The 15,510-nt window shown below is 72.2% G+C and carries 15 protein-coding genes and 1 rRNA gene; 5 read left to right on the top strand and 11 right to left on the bottom strand.

The features are described from left to right. The 4 genes from ACGF12_RS09105 to ACGF12_RS09090 form a co-directional block, all read right to left on the bottom strand. A 16S ribosomal RNA gene (locus tag ACGF12_RS09105) occupies positions 1-92 on the bottom strand; the annotation flags it as partial. 465 nt (positions 93-557) lie between these two features. Further along, positions 558-1,361 carry a DUF3710 domain-containing protein gene (locus tag ACGF12_RS09100; protein ID WP_387620285.1) on the bottom strand — a complete coding sequence of 268 codons (804 nt, stop codon included), beginning with the start codon at positions 1,359-1,361 and terminating at the stop codon, positions 558-560. A 69-nt stretch (positions 1,362-1,430) separates the two neighbouring features. After that, positions 1,431-1,898: a dUTP diphosphatase gene (gene dut, locus ACGF12_RS09095; protein ID WP_393027442.1), complete on the bottom strand. Its 468-nt coding sequence runs from the start codon at positions 1,896-1,898 to the stop codon at positions 1,431-1,433. Next, positions 1,895-2,473, bottom strand: a complete 579-nt coding sequence (locus tag ACGF12_RS09090; protein ID WP_393027458.1) for a PaaI family thioesterase — start codon at positions 2,471-2,473, stop codon at positions 1,895-1,897. The genes dut and ACGF12_RS09090 overlap by 4 nt, the downstream gene beginning before the upstream one ends. 136 nt (positions 2,474-2,609) lie before the next feature. On the opposite strand from ACGF12_RS09090, the gene ACGF12_RS09085 reads away from it, so the two are divergent. Further along, a complete protein-coding gene (locus ACGF12_RS09085) occupies positions 2,610-3,059 on the top strand; it encodes a DUF3093 domain-containing protein (protein WP_387620288.1) in 450 nt (149 codons plus the stop codon). Positions 3,060-3,335: 276 nt separating this feature from the next. Here ACGF12_RS09085 and ACGF12_RS09080 read toward each other — a convergent pair whose 3' ends face one another. The 4 genes from ACGF12_RS09080 to ACGF12_RS09065 form a co-directional block, all read right to left on the bottom strand. Further along, positions 3,336-3,635 (bottom strand): DUF4193 domain-containing protein, encoded by a 300-nt coding sequence (locus ACGF12_RS09080; protein ID WP_350745462.1) that lies wholly within the window; start codon positions 3,633-3,635, stop codon positions 3,336-3,338. A gap of 483 nt (positions 3,636-4,118) precedes the next feature. Continuing rightward, positions 4,119-5,102 carry an acyl-ACP desaturase gene (locus ACGF12_RS09075; protein ID WP_393027439.1) on the bottom strand — a complete coding sequence of 328 codons (984 nt, stop codon included), beginning with the start codon at positions 5,100-5,102 and terminating at the stop codon, positions 4,119-4,121. 268 nt (positions 5,103-5,370) lie between these two features. Next, positions 5,371-6,675 carry a sensor histidine kinase gene (locus ACGF12_RS09070; protein ID WP_393027437.1) on the bottom strand — a complete coding sequence of 435 codons (1,305 nt, stop codon included), beginning with the start codon at positions 6,673-6,675 and terminating at the stop codon, positions 5,371-5,373. Between the two features lie 83 nt (positions 6,676-6,758). Beyond that, positions 6,759-7,412, bottom strand: a complete 654-nt coding sequence (locus ACGF12_RS09065) for a response regulator transcription factor (protein WP_393027435.1) — start codon at positions 7,410-7,412, stop codon at positions 6,759-6,761. 442 nt (positions 7,413-7,854) lie between these two features. Between ACGF12_RS09065 and ACGF12_RS09060 the strand changes: the two genes are divergently transcribed. After that, a complete protein-coding gene (locus ACGF12_RS09060) occupies positions 7,855-8,040 on the top strand; it encodes a hypothetical protein (RefSeq protein ID WP_030057688.1) in 186 nt (61 codons plus the stop codon). 148 nt (positions 8,041-8,188) lie between these two features. On the opposite strand, the gene ACGF12_RS09055 is transcribed toward ACGF12_RS09060, so the two are convergent. Together ACGF12_RS09055 and ACGF12_RS09050 are read right to left on the bottom strand one after the other, a co-directional pair. After that, on the bottom strand, positions 8,189-9,007 hold the full coding sequence (locus ACGF12_RS09055; RefSeq protein WP_393027433.1) for an inositol monophosphatase family protein: 819 nt from the start codon (positions 9,005-9,007) through the stop codon (positions 8,189-8,191). Positions 9,008-9,028: 21 nt separating this feature from the next. Continuing rightward, positions 9,029-10,171 (bottom strand): ferrochelatase, encoded by a 1,143-nt coding sequence (locus tag ACGF12_RS09050; RefSeq protein WP_393027431.1) that lies wholly within the window; start codon positions 10,169-10,171, stop codon positions 9,029-9,031. A gap of 130 nt (positions 10,172-10,301) precedes the next feature. Here ACGF12_RS09050 and ACGF12_RS09045 point away from each other — a divergent pair, with 130 nt between their 5' ends. Together ACGF12_RS09045 and ACGF12_RS09040 are read left to right on the top strand one after the other, a co-directional pair. Then, entirely contained in the window at positions 10,302-11,558 is a 1,257-nt protein-coding gene (locus tag ACGF12_RS09045) for an MFS transporter (protein ID WP_393027429.1), read from the top strand. 102 nt (positions 11,559-11,660) lie between these two features. Next, a complete protein-coding gene (locus tag ACGF12_RS09040; protein WP_393027427.1) occupies positions 11,661-12,983 on the top strand; it encodes a D-arabinono-1,4-lactone oxidase in 1,323 nt (440 codons plus the stop codon). Here the strand turns inward: ACGF12_RS09040 and ACGF12_RS09035 are convergent. Next, the gene (locus ACGF12_RS09035) at positions 12,980-13,852 is read right to left on the bottom strand and encodes a hypothetical protein (RefSeq protein ID WP_393027425.1); all 873 of its coding nucleotides are present in this window, start codon (positions 13,850-13,852) and stop codon (positions 12,980-12,982) included. The genes ACGF12_RS09040 and ACGF12_RS09035 overlap by 4 nt on opposite strands. A gap of 517 nt (positions 13,853-14,369) precedes the next feature. On the opposite strand from ACGF12_RS09035, the gene sepH reads away from it, so the two are divergent. After that, on the top strand, positions 14,370-15,449 hold the full coding sequence (gene sepH / locus ACGF12_RS09030; protein WP_393027423.1) for a septation protein SepH: 1,080 nt from the start codon (positions 14,370-14,372) through the stop codon (positions 15,447-15,449). Positions 15,450-15,510: the final 61 nt, after the last annotated feature.

The raw sequence follows: 15,510 nt of genomic DNA, 5'->3' as shown, positions 1-15,510 counted from the left end.
CTGATCCACCCCGAAGGGCTTCACCGTTCGACTTGCATGTGTTAAGCACGCCGCCAGCGTTCGTCCTGAGCCAGGATCAAACTCTCCGTGAATGTTTACCGGTCATCCGGTCCACACCCGCGTTGAGCGGCACGGCAACCACCGGAATAGGGCGGCCCCGCGCACTGCGTCCTCGCTAGTGTTATTTCAAAAGGAATCTCCAACCCCAGGAAACCCTGAGGCCGGGGATGTCAACATATCTGGCGTTGACTTTTGGCACGCTGTTGAGTTCTCAAGGAACGGACGCTTCCTTCGGACCGCCTTCCAGCGGGCCCTCCGGGCGCTTCGTTCTTTCGTGTTTCCAGCTTATCAGATGTTTTCCGCTCCGTTTTCCGGAGTTTCATTCATCGGATTTGCTTTCCGCTTTGTTGCCCCGGTCTCCCGCGGCGACTCCGGAACTGTACGGGGACCGACCCGCCACATGCAAATCGCCCCCGCCCGGGGTCCCGGGCGGGGGCGATGCGGCGGCGATCAGATCCGACAACCCGGATCAGGCGAACCGGACCAGGCGACCCCGATCAACGGACCTCGGTGATCTCCGGGCCGCGAGCGAACGGGTCGAGCGCGGTGCCGCCGAAGCGGCTCTCGCCCTCGCCGGCGGCGGCAGCAGCCCCACCACCGTCGGCAACCATCTGGGCGTCCTCGGGAAGCTTGAGCACGATCGGGTCGCGGGGCGCCATCGGGCTCTCGCCGCGGACGACGACGGTCTGGCGGAAGACCTGCTCCAGGATGCCGGCCATCTCGGGCTGCACGGCGGCCTGGCCCGAGATCACGCCGCGCAGGAACCAGCGCGGACCGTCACAGCCGACGAAGCGCACCAGCTGCACGCCCTGGGTGCCGTCCGGGAGCTGCACCGGGACCTGGGCGCGGAGGTGCCAGCCGAGCGGGCCCTCCTCCTCGTCCACGATTCCGCCCTGCGAGGTGATGCCGTTGGCGATCTCCTCCCGGACCTCCCCCCAGATGCCCTCCGACTTCGGGGCCGCGAAGGCCTGGAGCTGGATGGCGCTGTTGCCGAGCACGAGGGTGGCGGCGACGATCGCGTCACCCGCGACCTCGACGCGCAGCTCCATGCCCTCGACCCCGGGGACCAGCAGTCCCCCGAGGTCGACGCGGCCCTCCTCGGGGTTCTCCAGCTCGGAGTGGTCCCACGGGCCGTCCGGCCGCGGGGCCGGCGGCAGGCCGAACTTGTCGGCCGGGTCCAGCTCGGTCACGTTCTCGCTCTCGGCGGAACCTTCGACGTCATCGGCCGTCTCGTCGGCGCTGATGGCGTCGTCGGCGAGCTGCTCGACAGCGTCCTCGCTCTTCTGGCGACGACGGAACACGGTCACTGTCCTTCCCGGTCCAAGACCGATGCGAATACCTGCTCGGCTTCCTGCGAGGCCGCGGGAATGCTAGACCGCGGCGTGGCCACCGGTCGACCCGAACCCGCCCTCGGCGCGTGCCGACCCAGGCAGCTCGGCCACCTCGTGGAAGCGGGCCTTCTCGACCTGCTGGATGACCAGCTGGGCGATCCGGTCCCCTCGGCGGAAGCTGACCCCCTCGCGCGGGTCCAGATTGACGACGATCACCTTGATCTCTCCACGGTACCCGGCATCGACCGTCCCCGGGGCGTTCACGAGCGCAACTCCGCAACGAGCTGCGAGCCCGGAGCGGGGGTGGACGAAGGCCGCGTAGCCGTCCGGCAGGGCGATGGCGATGCCGGTGGGGAGCACCGCCCGCTCGCCGGGGGCCAGCTCGGCGTCGACAGTGGTGCGCAGATCGGCACCGGCGTCCCCGGGCTGCGCGTACTCGGGCAGCGGCAGCTCGGGGTCGATGCGCCTGATCAGGACGTCCAGCGGCGGGCGGGGGGTCTCGCTCAAGGGTTCACCTCAAAGGCTCGTGCGCGCTTCATCAGATCCGGGTCGTCGAGGACCTTCTCGATGTCCTCGGGACGACCGTGCGAGGTGAAGTGTTCCAGCTTCACCTGAATGAAGAGCGCCTGAGCACGCACGGCGACCGGTCCGTCCGGGCCGCCGATCCGCGCCTCGGCGGCGCTGTAGATCTTGCGGCCGTGCACTCCGGTGACCCAGGCGCGCAGGTGCAGCACCGAGTCGACGGGCACCGGGCGGAGGAAGTCGGTCTCCAGCCTGCCGGTCACCGCAGGGGCGTGCAGCAGCCAGTTGAGCGTGCCGAGGGTCTCGTCCATCGCCGTCGTCAGCACGCCGCCGTGGGCCAACCCGGGGCCGCCCTGGTGAACGTCCCGGACGGTGAACTCGGCGGTGACGTCGAGTCCCTCGCCGGCGACCGCGTCGATCCGCAGGCCGCCGGGGTGCTGCGGGCCGCAGCCGAAGCAGTGCTCGTAGTGGGAGCCGAGCCGGGTGCCGGGGGCGGGCGCCTCGGGGGCCCGCGGCGGGAGGACGGCGTCCGGCGGCGGGGTGGTCGGGGTCGGCGGCAGCGCGGGCGCCGGCCGGTCGGTGGGGGTGGTGGGGGGTGTCGTACCGGTCACGCCGCCCCACCCTACCCAGGGGTAGCAAGGCCTCCGCCGGGGGTGGCGTCCCACTCCCGGCGTCAGGGCACCCACAATGGAGGGCATGTACGACGAACGCCTCACGGTGCCGCGCTCCTGGTGGCTGCTCCCGGTCGCAGTCGGCCTCACCCTCGCGCTGATCCTGATCCGGGTCAGCGGCCCGGCCGCGCTGGTCGGCCTGGTCGCCGGCATCGCCGCCGGCGCGGTGGCGATCAGCAGCTACGGCTCGGCCCGGATCCGCGTGGTCCAGGGCTCGCTGGTGGCGGGCCCCGCCCGGATCCCGGTGGAAGCGCTGGGCGCCGCGCACGCGCTGAGCCCCGCCGAGGCCACCGCCTGGCGCGGCCCGAAGGCCGACCCCCGCGCCTTCATGCTGCTGCGCAGCTACGTCCCGACCGCGCTGCGGGTCGAGGTGGACGACCCGGCCGACCCGACGCCCTACCTCTACCTGTCGACCCGCTCGCCGATGAAGCTGGCCGACGCACTCGACGAAGCGCGGCGCGGCACCCGTACGTAAGGGGCGCCGGGGCGAGAAGGCCGAGAAAACCGAGAGGGACGGTTCCGCTGCTGCGGGACCGTCCCTACGACTTTGTCCTGGCCGACGCCGTACTGGCTATTGCCATGGTTGCCAGTGCTGTACTGGCCGACGCGCCGCCGAACGACTCCGTCCTCCCGGGCCCGTCCGTGTGGACGGTCCGCGGACCTGCCGTCCGGCCCCGCTGCCCGGGGCCGGAAGGGGCGTTGTGCCGGTCCCGCGGGAGCCACGGGTACCGGTCGCTGTCCGCTGCGGTGCTCAGGCGCCGCAGTCCCGGCAGATCGGGTTGCCGTTCTTCTCGCTGTAGAGCTGACTGCGGTGGTGTACCAGGAAGCAGCTCATGCAGGTGAACTCGTCGGCCTGCTTCGGCAGCACGCGGACCGCGAGCTCCTCGCCCGAGAGGTCGGCGCCCGGGAGCTCCATGCCCTCGGCGGCCTCGAACTCGTCGACGTCGACCGAGCTGCCGCCCTTGTCGTTCCGCCGAGCCTTGAGTTCCTCGATGCTGTCTTCGTTGAGCTCGTCGTCGGTCTTGCGTGGGGTGTCGTAGTCCGTTGCCATTTTTCGCTCTCCCCCTCCGGGTTGTGCGGTGTGTGCGGTATCTCCAGCGCACGTAACGCATGGGGGGTCGGTCTTGTGCCCGACCCGAGGCGGAGATTTTGCCTTACTTCAAGCCCTGTTACTCAATCGACACTCAGCCAGGGCTCCGTTGGGGTGATCCTTTGGGGCTCCGGAGGCCTCACGCTGGGCCATCGCCGACCCGCCAAACGCCCGCCGGGCCAGCGACGCTCAGTGAGCGAAGTCCGTACTGATGTCCGCCAAATCCCTTGCCCACCAGGGATGCCGACCAACCCTCCAGGCCGCAGCCAGACCGGATTCCGGTCACGGACGGCGATCGGCACCCCCAATAGGGTGATCACTCTCCGAGGTCACCCGACACCGTGGAGCGACACAGTGTGAGCTTGGTCACGTTCAGAATCTTCCGGGGCAAATCACGGAAAATCCACCCACTCCGACCTCTCGACGACGTGCCGTCGCCGCACCCTACTCGGCGCTGCGACGGGCCGCCCGGCGCGCCAGCATCGCGGCCTGGCGCTCCTCGAACTTGCGCGCCTGCCCGTCCAGCCCGTCCAGGAACACGCCCAGCTCGTTCTGCGCCACCATGCCCTCCGGGCCGAGGCCGCCGATCTCCATCACGCGCAGCTTGCGCAGCACCGGCTGCAGCACGTCGTCGTGGTGGATGCGGAGGTTGTACACCCCGCCGAGGGCGATCTGCGCGGCGGCGCGCTCGAAGCCGGGGATCCCGTGGCCGGGCATCCGGAAGCCGGTGACCACGTCGGCGACGGCGCGCATGGCCTGGTCGGGGGCGATCTCCAGGGCGGCCTTCAGCAGGTTCCGGTAGAAGACCATGTGCAGGTTCTCGTCGTTGGCGATCTTCGCCAGCAGCTGCTCGCACAACGGGTCGCCGGCGTACTTGCCCGTGTTGCGGTGCGCGATGCGGGTGGCCAGCTCCTGGAAGGCCACGTAGGCGACCGAGTGCAGCATGCTGTGCGCGTTGTCGGACTCGAAGCCCTCCGACATGTGGTTCATCCGGGCCCGCTCCAGCTCCACCGGGTCGACGGCCCGGGTGGCAAGCAGGAAGTCGCGGATGGCTATCCCGTGCCGGCCCTCCTCGGCGGTCCAGCGGTGCACCCAGGTGCCCCAGGCGCCCTCGCGGCCGAACATGGTCGCGATCTCGTGGTGGTAGCTGGGGAGGTTGTCCTCGGTCAGCAGGTTCACCACCAGTGACACCCGGCCGAGCGGGGTCACCTTCGACTGCTCGATGTTCCAGGCCTCGCCGCCCAGCAGGCCGTCGAAGTCACGGCCCTGGCTCCACGGGACGAACTCGTGCGGCATCCACTCCTTGGCCACGCCCAGGTGGCGGTTGAGCTCCTTCTCCACGACCTCTTCGAGGGCCAGGATCAGCCGCGTGTCGGTCCAGCCGCTCGATCCGAGCGAGGTGCTGCTCTGCACAGGGGCGATGGTCACGGTCTTGCTCCCGGGGGACGGGCACGCGCGGGACGGGCGCGTAGGGCGGGCACACGTCGTACGGAGTCGTCGGCGGAACCCACCGGCGGACGCACTTACGGCTGCGTAGGTTACGACACCGTAAGTTGCTCGGGCCGCAAATGACAAGCCGCCCCCGTCAGGCCTGATGTCGTCTTGACGGGCTTGACGGGGGCGGCTGGGAACGGTCGTCCACGAGGCGCGGCGACCCAGGGGGCCCGTTACGGCTCGGGAACGGCCCAGGAGGCCGCTACGGCGCCGGGATGCGCACCCGCATGGTGAGGCCGCCGCCGGCGCGCGGGGTGGCCTCGATGGTGCCCCCGTGGGCGCGCACCACCGAACGGACGATGGACAGGCCGAGCCCGACCCCCTTGTCGCTGCGGGTGCGGTCGGCGCCCTTGATCCGGCGGAACGGCTCGAAGATGTGCTCCAGTTCGTACCCGGGCACCATCGGGCCGGTGTTGGAGACCACCAGCTCGCCCCCGCCCGGCACCTGGCCGGTGGCCAGTTCGACCCAGCCGCCCGGGGTGTTGTAGCGGACGGCGTTCTGCAGCAGGTTGAGCGCGAGCCGCTCCAGCAGCACGCCGTTGCCCCCGACCACGGCCGGATCGAGCTTCGAGCGCAGCTCGACCTCGCGCTTGTCCGCCTCGGCCCGGGTCTGCTCCAGCGCCCGGGTGGCCACCTCGGACAGCTCCACCGGGCGGCGGTCGGTCAGCTCGTTCTCGCTGCGGGCGAGCAGCAGCAGACCCTCGACCAGTTGCTCGCTGCGCTCGTTGGTGGCCAGCAGGGTCCTGCCGAGCTGCTGGAGGTCGGGCGAGGACGCCGGATCGGAGAGCTGGACCTCCAGCAGGGTGCGGTTGATCGCCAGCGGGGTGCGCAGCTCGTGCGAGGCGTTGGCGACGAAGCGGCGCTGGGAGTCGAAGGAGCGGTCCAGCCGGTCCAGCATGTCGTCGAAGGTGTCGGCGAGCTCCTTGAGCTCGTCGTCCGGCCCGTCCAGCTCGATCCGGCGGTGCAGGTCGGAGGAGGCGACGTCGCGGGCGGTGCGGGTGATCCGGCCGAGCGGGCGCAGCACCCGGCCGGCCATCGCGTAGCCGGCCGCGAAGGCGATCACGGCGAGGCAGACCAGGACGGTGAGCAGCTTGCGCAGCAGGTCGTTGAGAGCCGCGGCGGCCTGGATGGACTTGTTGTCGTTCAGCCACTGGTCCAGCGCGGACTGGTTGGTGATGGTCAGGTTGTCCGGCGTCAGCACGGAGATGCCCTGCCCCTTGAGCACCAGGTGCGGCTGGCCGACCTGCTGGAGCGACTGCTGGACGAAGAAGTACATCACCAGCAGCAGGACCACGCCGGCCATCAGGAACATCCCGCCGTAGAGCAGGGTGAGCCGCATCCGGATGGTCGGGCGGAAGGGGAGCCAGGTGAGCAGGCCGTCGCCGGGGACGTAGGTCTCGTGCTGCTGCCGGGCCGGGCGCGGCGGGTGGACGGGCCTGGGCGGTACGGCGCGCGGGCCGCCGGCGGGCGCGCCGGAGGGCCCGCCGGCCGGGGGCGGGGTGGTCATGATGGTCCTCTCGGGGCGTCCGCCGGGGCGGGCGCGGGGTGCGGCGGGGAGTCCTCGGGCGGGCTCCCGGGGGCGTGTTCCAGTCAGATCCGGTAGCCGGAACCGGGCACGGTGATGATCACCGGTGGGTCGCCGAGCTTGCGGCGCAGCGTCATCACGGTGACGCGCACCACGTTGGTGAACGGGTCGGTGTGCTCGTCCCAGGCCTTCTCCAGCAGCTGCTCGGCGGAGACGACGGCGCCGCCGGCCCGCATCAGCACCTCCAGGACGGCGAACTCCTTGGGGGCGAGCTGGACGGTGCGTCCCTCGCGGATCACCTCGCGCCGGCCGGGGTCGAGCGAGATGCCGGCCCGCTCCAGCACCGGAGGCAGCGGGATGGTCGCGCGGCGGCCCAGCGCCCGGACCCGGGCGACGAGTTCGCTGAAGGCGAACGGCTTCGGAAGGTAGTCGTCCGCGCCGATCTCCAGGCCCTCGACCCGGTCGCTGATGTCGCCGGAGGCGGTCAGCATGATCACCCTGGTGGCCAGGCCCTGTTCGACCACCTTGCGGCAGACGTCGTCGCCGTGCACCAGCGGGAGGTCGCGGTCCAGGACGACCACGTCGTAGTCGTTGACCGCGATGCGCTGGAGCGCGGCCTCCCCGTCGTACACCACGTCGACGGCCATCGCCTCGCGGCGCAGGCCGGTAGCGACGGCCTCGGCAAGCAGCTGCTCGTCCTCGACGACGAGAACCCGCACGGTCGTTGTCCCTTCTCCAGGCCGGCCCCGGAAGCGGACGCGCGGCTCCGACGGTGCCTCCATCCTGCCTGGTCATGCGGTAAAGCAGCGATAAGCTGCCGCCCAGGCACGGAGCGCGGTCCCGCGGCGGTGACCGTTCGTACCGGGACCGCTCCGCTTGGACTGTGACGCGGGCAACTTTCTCGTGACGGGAGGTTTCCCCGGTCCCCGGGCGGGGAGGACAGCTGCACACCCGCGATCTGGCTGTTGGCCGATCGCACCCACCCGCCGTGCGTTCATCCGCGCCGGCCCTGGGGCTGGGATGTCACCGGGAGCGGCCGAAGGCCGTCTCCGCGCCCGACCGGAGATCCACCACCTGCCGGCCCGGACGCTTTCGCTGGCCAGACCTCCTCGGGGCGGAGAACGTACGACCGTGCACGTCCGACAAAGTAAGGGGGCCCGTATGGACGCCTTCAAGGCCGGAATCCTGCAGCGCATAGCCAACGCCGAGCAGGATCTGCACCGCGCGATCGAGGCCGGGGACGAGTTCCTCGCCGAGGTGGAGCAGTCCGAGCTGGACGACCTGCGTCGTCTGGCCGCCGAGCACGGTGTGGACACCGTGCTGGAGCGCCACCGCACCGCCGCCTGACCCGACGCCGGTCCTCCGGCACCTGCGGTCCTACGGGGGCCGTGCGAAACCCCAAGCCCTGGCATCCCCCGTGTGCCAGGGCTCTTCGCATGTCCGGAGGGGTTTTCGTCCCGGGGGCTCCGTGGCGGCTCGCGCCGCGGTCGCCCGGTCAGTCCGCCCAGGCGCGCAGGGCGGCCAGGCGCTCCTGCAGCGGCTCGTACACGCCCGGCGCGGCGGCCACGGTGAGCCGGCTGTCCGGGCCGTGCCCGGGGCGGCCGCCGACCAGCGCGCCGGCCTCGGTGGCGATCAGGCAGCCGGCCGCGTGGTCCCAGGGGGCGAGGCCGCGCTCGTAGTAGCCGTCCAGCCGCCCGGCGGCCACGTCGCACAGGTCCACCGCGGCCGCCCCGCCCCGGCGGACGTCCCGCACCTCGGGCATCAGGGCGAGCAGCACCTCGGCCTGGCGCACCCGCACCGACTGGACGTAGTTGAAGCCGGTGCCGATCAGCGCCTGGCCCCACGGCGGGGCCGGGCGGGCCGAGACCGGACGGCCGTCGAGGCGGGCGCCGCGGCCGAGGACGGCGTGGAACAGCTCACCGCGCGCCGGGGCGTGGACGACCCCGACGACGGCGCGGCCGTCCACCTCCGCGGCCACGCTGACCGCCCAGGAGGGCAGCCCGTACAGGTAGTTGACCGTGCCGTCGAGCGGGTCGACGACCCAGCGCACCCCGCTGGTGCCGGGGCGCTCGGCGCCCTCCTCGCCGAGGTAGCCGTCCTCGGGGCGGCGGTCGGCGATCAGCTCCACGAGGAGCTTCTCGGAGGCGAGGTCCATCTCGGTGACCACGTCGACCGGGCTGCTCTTGGTGCCGGCCACGCCGAGGTCGGCGGGACGGCCGTCGCGCAGCAGGGCGCCGGCCTGCCGGGCCGCGTCCAGGGCGACGTCGAGCAGGTCGTCGAGGAGCCGGTCGTCGGGCGGGGCGGGGGTGGACACGGGATTCTCCTCCGGAAGGGGTCAGCGCTCGGCGGCGGCCGGGCGGGGGGCGCGCGGGTTGGGGCAGCAGGCCACCGCGCAGACGTCGTGGCTGGGGCCGAGGGCACCCAGGGCGCAGCGGGTCACGGTCTCGCCGCGCTCGGTGGCGGCCCGTTCCAGGACCAGCTCGCGCACGGCGGCGGTGAACCGCGGGTCGGCGCCGACGGTGGCGGCACGGGCCACCGGCAGGCCGAGTTCGGCGGCCTTGGCGACGGCCTCGGTGTCGAGGTCGTACCTGACCTCCATGTGATCGGAGACGAAGCCGATCGGCACCATCACCACGGCCGACGCGCCGTCGGCGTGCTGGGCCTCCAGATGGTCGCAGATGTCGGGTTCCAGCCACGGGATGTGCGGGGCGCCGCTGCGGCTCTGGAACACCAGCTGCCAGGGCCGGTCGGCCACGCCGGTGCGCTCGGCGACGGCCGCGGCGATCAGCCGGGCCACGTCCAGGTGCTGGGCGACGTACGCGCCGCCGGGGGTGCCGCGGGACGGGTCGTCCGGGGCGCCGGAGGTCTCGGCCATCGCGTCCGGGATGGAGTGGGTGGTGAAGGCCAGCCGGGCGCCGGGGCGGACGTCCTCGGGCAGCTGCTCCAGGGCGGCCAGGGCGGCGTCGATCATCGGCTCGACGAAGCCGGGGTGGTTGTAGAAGTGCCGCAGCTTGTCGACGGTCAGCGCCGGACGGCCCTCCTCGGCGAGGGTGGCGAGCGCGTCGGCCAGGTTCTCCCGGTACTGGCGGCAGCCCGAGTAGCCCGCGTAGGCGCTGGTGGCGAGCACGGCGATCCGGCGGTGGCCGTCGGCGGCCAGCTCCCGCAGGGTGTCCACCAGGTAGGGCGCCCAGTTCCGGTTGCCCCAGTAGACCGGCAGGTCCAGCCCGTGCTCGGCGAAGTCCTTCCGCAGGGCGGCGAGCAGCTCGCGGTTCTGCTCGTTGATCGGACTGACCCCGCCGAACATGAAGTAGTGCTTGCCCACCTCCTTCAGGCGTTCCTTGGGGATGCCGCGGCCGCGGGTGACGTTCTCCAGGAACGGGACGACGTCCTCGGGGGCCTCGGGCCCGCCGAAGGAGAGCAGCAGCAGGGCGTCGTACGGGGCGGCGCCGAAGGGGGAGGGTTTGCGCGCGTCGGACATGGCACCGATCCTGCCACCGAGGGGGCAGGGCCCGGCGCCGGGGCCGCGCGGGTGTCCGGAAAATACCCTTTGCCAACGTGCGTAAGCTGTGTTTACCAGCCTTGTTCCTTACCCCCCGTCCGGAGCCCCCGTGCTGTCCAGCTACCGCCGAATATTCGCCTCCCCTGGCACCGCGGCCTTCTCCTCCGCCGGGTTCATAGCCCGTCTGCCGATCTCCATGGCCGGCATCGGCATCGTGACCATGCTCTCCCAGCTGACGGGGTCGTACGGGCTTGCGGGTGCGGTCTCGGCGACGATGGCGGTCGCCGCCGCGGTGCTCGGCCCGGCGGTCTCCTGGCTGGTCGACCGCCGCGGGCAACGCCGCATCGCCGTGCCGGCCACCGCGCTCACCCTCGCCGCCGCGACCGGGCTCCTGCTCTGCGCCCACTTCCGCGCACCGTCCTGGACGCTGTTCCTCTTCGCCGTCGGCCTCGGCGTCATGCCCAGCGCCGGCGCCATGGTCCGCGCCCGCTGGGCCCACCTCTACCGCGACGACGCCGCCAAGCTGCACACCGCGTACTCCTTCGAGGCCGTCGTCGACGAGATCTGCTTCATCGTCGGCCCGATCCTCGCCATCGGCCTGGCCACCAACGTGTTCCCCGAGTCCGGCGTCCTCGTGGCCGTCGTCGCGCTCGCCGTCGGCATCGCCCTGTTCACCGCCCAGCGCCGCACCGAACCGCCGGTCCATCCGGCCTCGGCCGACGGTGGCGGCAGCGCCATCCTCAACGGCGGCCTGATCGTCCTGGTGCTGACCTTCGTCGCCACCGGCGCGATCTTCGGCTCGGTCGAGATCGTCACCGTCGCCTTCGCCGACGCCCAGGGGCACAAGGGGCTCTCCAGCGTCGTCCTGGCCGTCTGGGCCGTCGGCTCCGGCCTGGCCGGCGCCGTCTACGGAGCGCTCAAGCCCAGGAGCCCGCTGTCCACCCGATTCTTCGTCGGCGTGGTGATGATGGCGCTCAGCATGATCCCCATCCTGCTCGTCGCCTCCACCCTGCACGGCGTCGGCGGGCTGGTCGCGGCGGGTGCCGCCCTGCTGATCGCCGGCGTCGCCATCTCCCCCACCCTCATCTCCGCGATGGCCCTGGTCGAACGACTCGTCCCGGCCGCGAAGCTCACCGAGGGCATGGCCTGGACCACCACCGGGCTCGCCCTCGGCGTGGCCTTCGGCTCCTCGGTCGGCGGCTGGGTGGTCGACGCCTCCGGCGCCTCGGCCGGCTACTGGGTCCCACTGACAGCCGGTGCCCTCGGGGTGCTCGTCGCGCTGACCGGGCTCGGCCGCCTGCGCGCCGGAGTCGCCGCGAACGAGCCCGCGGAAGCGGTCGAACGACCCGTAGACGTCGAACGGTGAACTGACTAATCTCGCCCTACCCGTGGCCCTACCCACGGGTAGGGCGGCCCACCGCCCCCGGACCGCGCCGACCCGTTCGGCCACGGAGCAGGAGGCAGCGCCATGCCCCAGGCCAGTACCGCGACCCGCACCCGGTGGACCAACTGGGCCGGGAACCAGAGCGCCCTTCCCAGCCGGACCGCCACCCCCGGCACCGCGGAGGAACTGGCCAAGGAGATCCTGCGCGCCGCCGACCAGGGCCGCACCGTCAAGGCCGTCGGCTCCGGCCACTCCTTCACCGCGATCGCCTCGGCCGGCGACGGCCTGCTGATCCGCCCGCAGGCGCTCACCGCCGTCCGCGGGATCGACCGCACGGCCGGCACCGTCACCGTCGAATCCGGCCTCCCGCTGAACCGCCTCAACCGGTTCCTCGCCGCCGAGGGCCTCTCCCTCACCAACATGGGCGACATCGAGGTCCAGACCGTCGCCGGCGCCACCAGCACCGGCACCCACGGCACCGGCCGCGACTCCGGCTCGCTCGCCGCCCAGATCCGCGCCCTGGAGATCGTCCTCGCCGACGGCACCGTCAAGCGCTGCTCCCCCACCGAGAACCCCCGGCTCTTCCAGGGCGCCCGCCTCGGCCTCGGCGCCCTCGGCGTGATCACCGCGATCACCTTCGGCGTCGAACCGGCCTTCCTGCTCAGCGCGCACGAACAGCCGATGGCCTTCGACGAGGTCCTGGAACGCCTCGACGACCTCACCGCCGTCAACGAGCACTTCGAGTTCTACTGGTTCCCGCACACCGACCGCTGCTCCACCAAGCGCAACAACCGCAGCCAGGGCCCGACCGCCCCGCTGCCCCGGTTCAAGGAGTGGCTGGAGGACGACTTCCTCTCCAACACCGTCTGGGAGGGCGCCTGCCGGATCGGCCGACGCTTCCCCCGCTCCATCCCCTCGATCGCCGCGCTCGCCAGCCGCGCCTGGTCCGACCGCAGCTACACCGACACCTCGTACAAGGTGTTCACCAGCCCGCGCAAGGTCCGCTTCGTGGAGATGGAGTACGCCGTCCCGCGCGCGGCCGTCGCCGAGGTGCTGCGCGAGCTGAAGGCCCTGCTCGAACGCTCCGACTGGAAGGTCGGCTTCCCCGTCGAGGTCCGCTTCGCCCCCGCCGACGACCTCTGGCTCTCCACCGCCTCCGGCCGGGACAGCGCCTACATCGCCGTCCACCTCTACCGGGGCACCGCCGACCAGGGCTACTTCACCGGTGTCGAACAGCTGATGACCGCCCATCAGGGCCGCCCGCACTGGGGCAAGCTGCACACCCGCGACGCCGAGTACCTGGCCGGCGTCTACCCCCACTTCGGCGACTTCACCGCGCTGCGCGACGAGGTCGACCCGCAGCATGTCTTCGGCAACGACTACCTGCGGCGGGTGCTGGGCGCTTAGCTCGCAGGCGTCTCGGCGGACAGCGGCGGGGCGACCGTCGCGTCCGCCGGGGCGTTGCTCGGTGCGGGCGGCTGCGACGTGGCCCCACCGGTGGGCTTCCCGCCACCGCCCGCCGACGGCGAGGAACCGGCCGACGGACTCGCGCTCGGGCCCGCCGAGGGCGAGGCGCTCCCACCCTGCCCGCCGGCGCCGCTGCTCGGGGTGGCGCTCGGCTCCCGGCTCGGCCGGGTCGTCGCCGGGGCCGAGGCGCCGCCGGACGGCGTGGCCTGCGAGTCGCGCCCGGGGGACGGCCGCTCCGCCGGGGCGTCCTGCGGCGTCGAGGACTTGGGCGTCACCCCGCCGCCGAACGACGTCCCGTTGCCGGACTCGCCCTTCACCGTCGCCGACACCGGCTGCCCGGTGGCCAGCTCGAACGCCACGATCGGTGTCATCGCCAGGACGAACACCAGCCCGGACACCGCCGCGTAGGTCTTCCAGGTCCACCGCCGGCGCGCCCGCACCACCTGCGGCTCGTTCCACTCCGAGGTGATCACCGGCGGCCCGTCCGGCCGCCCCGCGGGCTCCGCCGGATGCTCCGGCTCCATCGGTACCTGGCGCAGCGTGTTCACGGCCTGGTTCGGCCCCCGGTCCACCGCCTCGCGCAGCTGCTCGCCGGTCCGCCGGAAGATGTGCTGGAACACCGCACCGCCGGTGGTGGCCCCGATGCTCACCACAGCCGCGCCCAGGATCGTGCCGTAGACGCCGAGTTCGGAGGCGAGCAGCGCGCCCACCACCGCGGCCAGCGCACTCGCCACGACCTGGGCCACACTCAGATCGATCCGCTTGCGCTCCTCCTTGCCGCCCTCCTCGGCGGGGCTCCACTCCGGCATCAACATCCCTCGGTCCGTGCGACTGCTTCTCGAACAAGCCTCTCTATCTTGCCCAAAGAAGGACACAAGGGACGAAAATGCGGTTCTGCACTCCCGGATTGTGTGAAGATGATCACCGTTCATCCGCCGGTGGTCCGCCATTGGGGGTGCGCGCTCTTGAGATTCCCGTGAATCGCGGGAGACTTGAGCGGCGAGCCGCCCCTCCGGATGCCACGAATGGAGTACTGTTCGTAAAGCCCGAGCCTTGGGTCGACTTGTCGACTGTGCCTGCACCGGCAGCTTGACGAAGAGCCACGGAACGGACACGCACGGCGACGCCGGTCCCGGATCGTCGCGATCTCTGCTCGTGCGAGGACGGCCGGGACACCCAGGCGCGACGTCGACGGATGACGTGGCAAAAAGGCAACCGTGCCACAGCGGCGTGGCCGGGCGTGAGCCCGACACGCCGGGGAACTCAGCAAGGTTGTGGCCAGTCGCGAGTGGGCAGGCCACACTCAGTACGGGAGCAGCGACGCAGGTGACGTCGGCAGGCACCACCCGGGAGGTAACCGTGCCCGAACTGCGGGTTGTGGCCGTCAGCAACGACGGCACACGGCTGGTGCTCAAGGCTGCCGACAGCACGGAGTACACCCTCCCCATCGACGAGCGGCTGCGCGCCGCCATCCGCGGCGACCGGCCGCGCCTCGGCCAGATCGAGATCGAGGTCGAGAGCCATCTGCGCCCCCGGGACATCCAGGCCCGGATACGAGCCGGTGCCTCCGCCGAGGAGGTCGCCCAGGCCGCCGGGATCTCCGTCGACCGCGTCCGCCGCTTCGAGGGTCCGGTCCTCGCCGAGCGCGCCTTCATGGCCGAGCGCGCCCGCAAGACCGCCATCCGCCGCAACGGCGAGTCCCCCGGGCCGCAGCTCGGCGAGGCCGTGGCCGAGCGGCTCGCGCTGCGCGGCGCCGAGAAGGACACCGAGCGCTGGGACTCCTGGCGGCGCGACGACGGCACCTGGGAGGTCATCCTCTCCTACCGGGCCGACGGCGAGGGCCGCAGCGCGTCCTGGACGTACGACCCGCCCCGGCGCCTGGTCCAGCCCAACGACGACGAGGCCCGCGCGCTGATCGGCGAGACCGTCGAGCGCGAGGATGACTCGGTCTTCCCGTTCATCCCGCGGATCGCCCGGCTCCCCCAGGACCGGCCGCCCCGCCCGATGATCGACCGCCCCTCCGCCGACCGCATCATGTCGGCCCGCGAGGTCCGCGAGTCACGGGAGGCCACCGCCGAGTCCCGGGACTCGCTGACCAGCCTGCTCGACGTGGTCCCCGCCTTCCGCGGCGACCTCGCCGTCAGCGGCCCCACCCCGATCGAACCGGTGCCCGCCGAGGTCGCCGAGGAGGGCGAGGAGCCGGCCGCGGCCTCCGCTCCGGCGGTCGGTGCGGGCTCGGCCTACGCCGACATCCTGATGCCGCGGGCCGTCGCCCCGCACCGCGAGCGCCTGGTCGGCACCACCGACCGGCAGGCCGAGGCGGACGGCGTCCGGCCCGGTCGCCGGGCCACCGTGCCCAGCTGGGACGAGATCGTCTTCGGCAGCCGGCGCAAGAAGCAGGAGTAGGACGGACGCCGAAGGGGCGGGAGGCTCGGCCTCCCGCCCCTTCGGCGCATCCGGAATCAGC

Source organism: Kitasatospora sp. NPDC048296 (assembly GCF_043201815.1).
Lineage (GTDB): Bacteria > Actinomycetota > Actinomycetes > Streptomycetales > Streptomycetaceae > Kitasatospora.
The sequence above is the reverse complement of the archived record's forward strand: the minus strand, read 5'-3'. Positions and strand labels throughout refer to the sequence as shown.

Coding starts and splice junctions, on each gene's coding strand:
- ACGF12_RS09085 (WP_387620288.1), top strand. CDS start 2,610: ATGTACGACGAACGCCTCACGGTGCCGCGCTCCTGGTGGCTGCTCCCG.
- ACGF12_RS09080 (WP_350745462.1), bottom strand. CDS start 3,635: ATGGCAACGGACTACGACACCCCACGCAAGACCGACGACGAGCTCAAC.
- ACGF12_RS09070 (WP_393027437.1), bottom strand. CDS start 6,675: ATGACCACCCCGCCCCCGGCCGGCGGGCCCTCCGGCGCGCCCGCCGGC.
- ACGF12_RS09060 (WP_030057688.1), top strand. CDS start 7,855: ATGGACGCCTTCAAGGCCGGAATCCTGCAGCGCATAGCCAACGCCGAG.
- ACGF12_RS09050 (WP_393027431.1), bottom strand. CDS start 10,171: ATGTCCGACGCGCGCAAACCCTCCCCCTTCGGCGCCGCCCCGTACGAC.
- ACGF12_RS09040 (WP_393027427.1), top strand. CDS start 11,661: ATGCCCCAGGCCAGTACCGCGACCCGCACCCGGTGGACCAACTGGGCC.
- ACGF12_RS09035 (WP_393027425.1), bottom strand. CDS start 13,852: ATGCCGGAGTGGAGCCCCGCCGAGGAGGGCGGCAAGGAGGAGCGCAAG.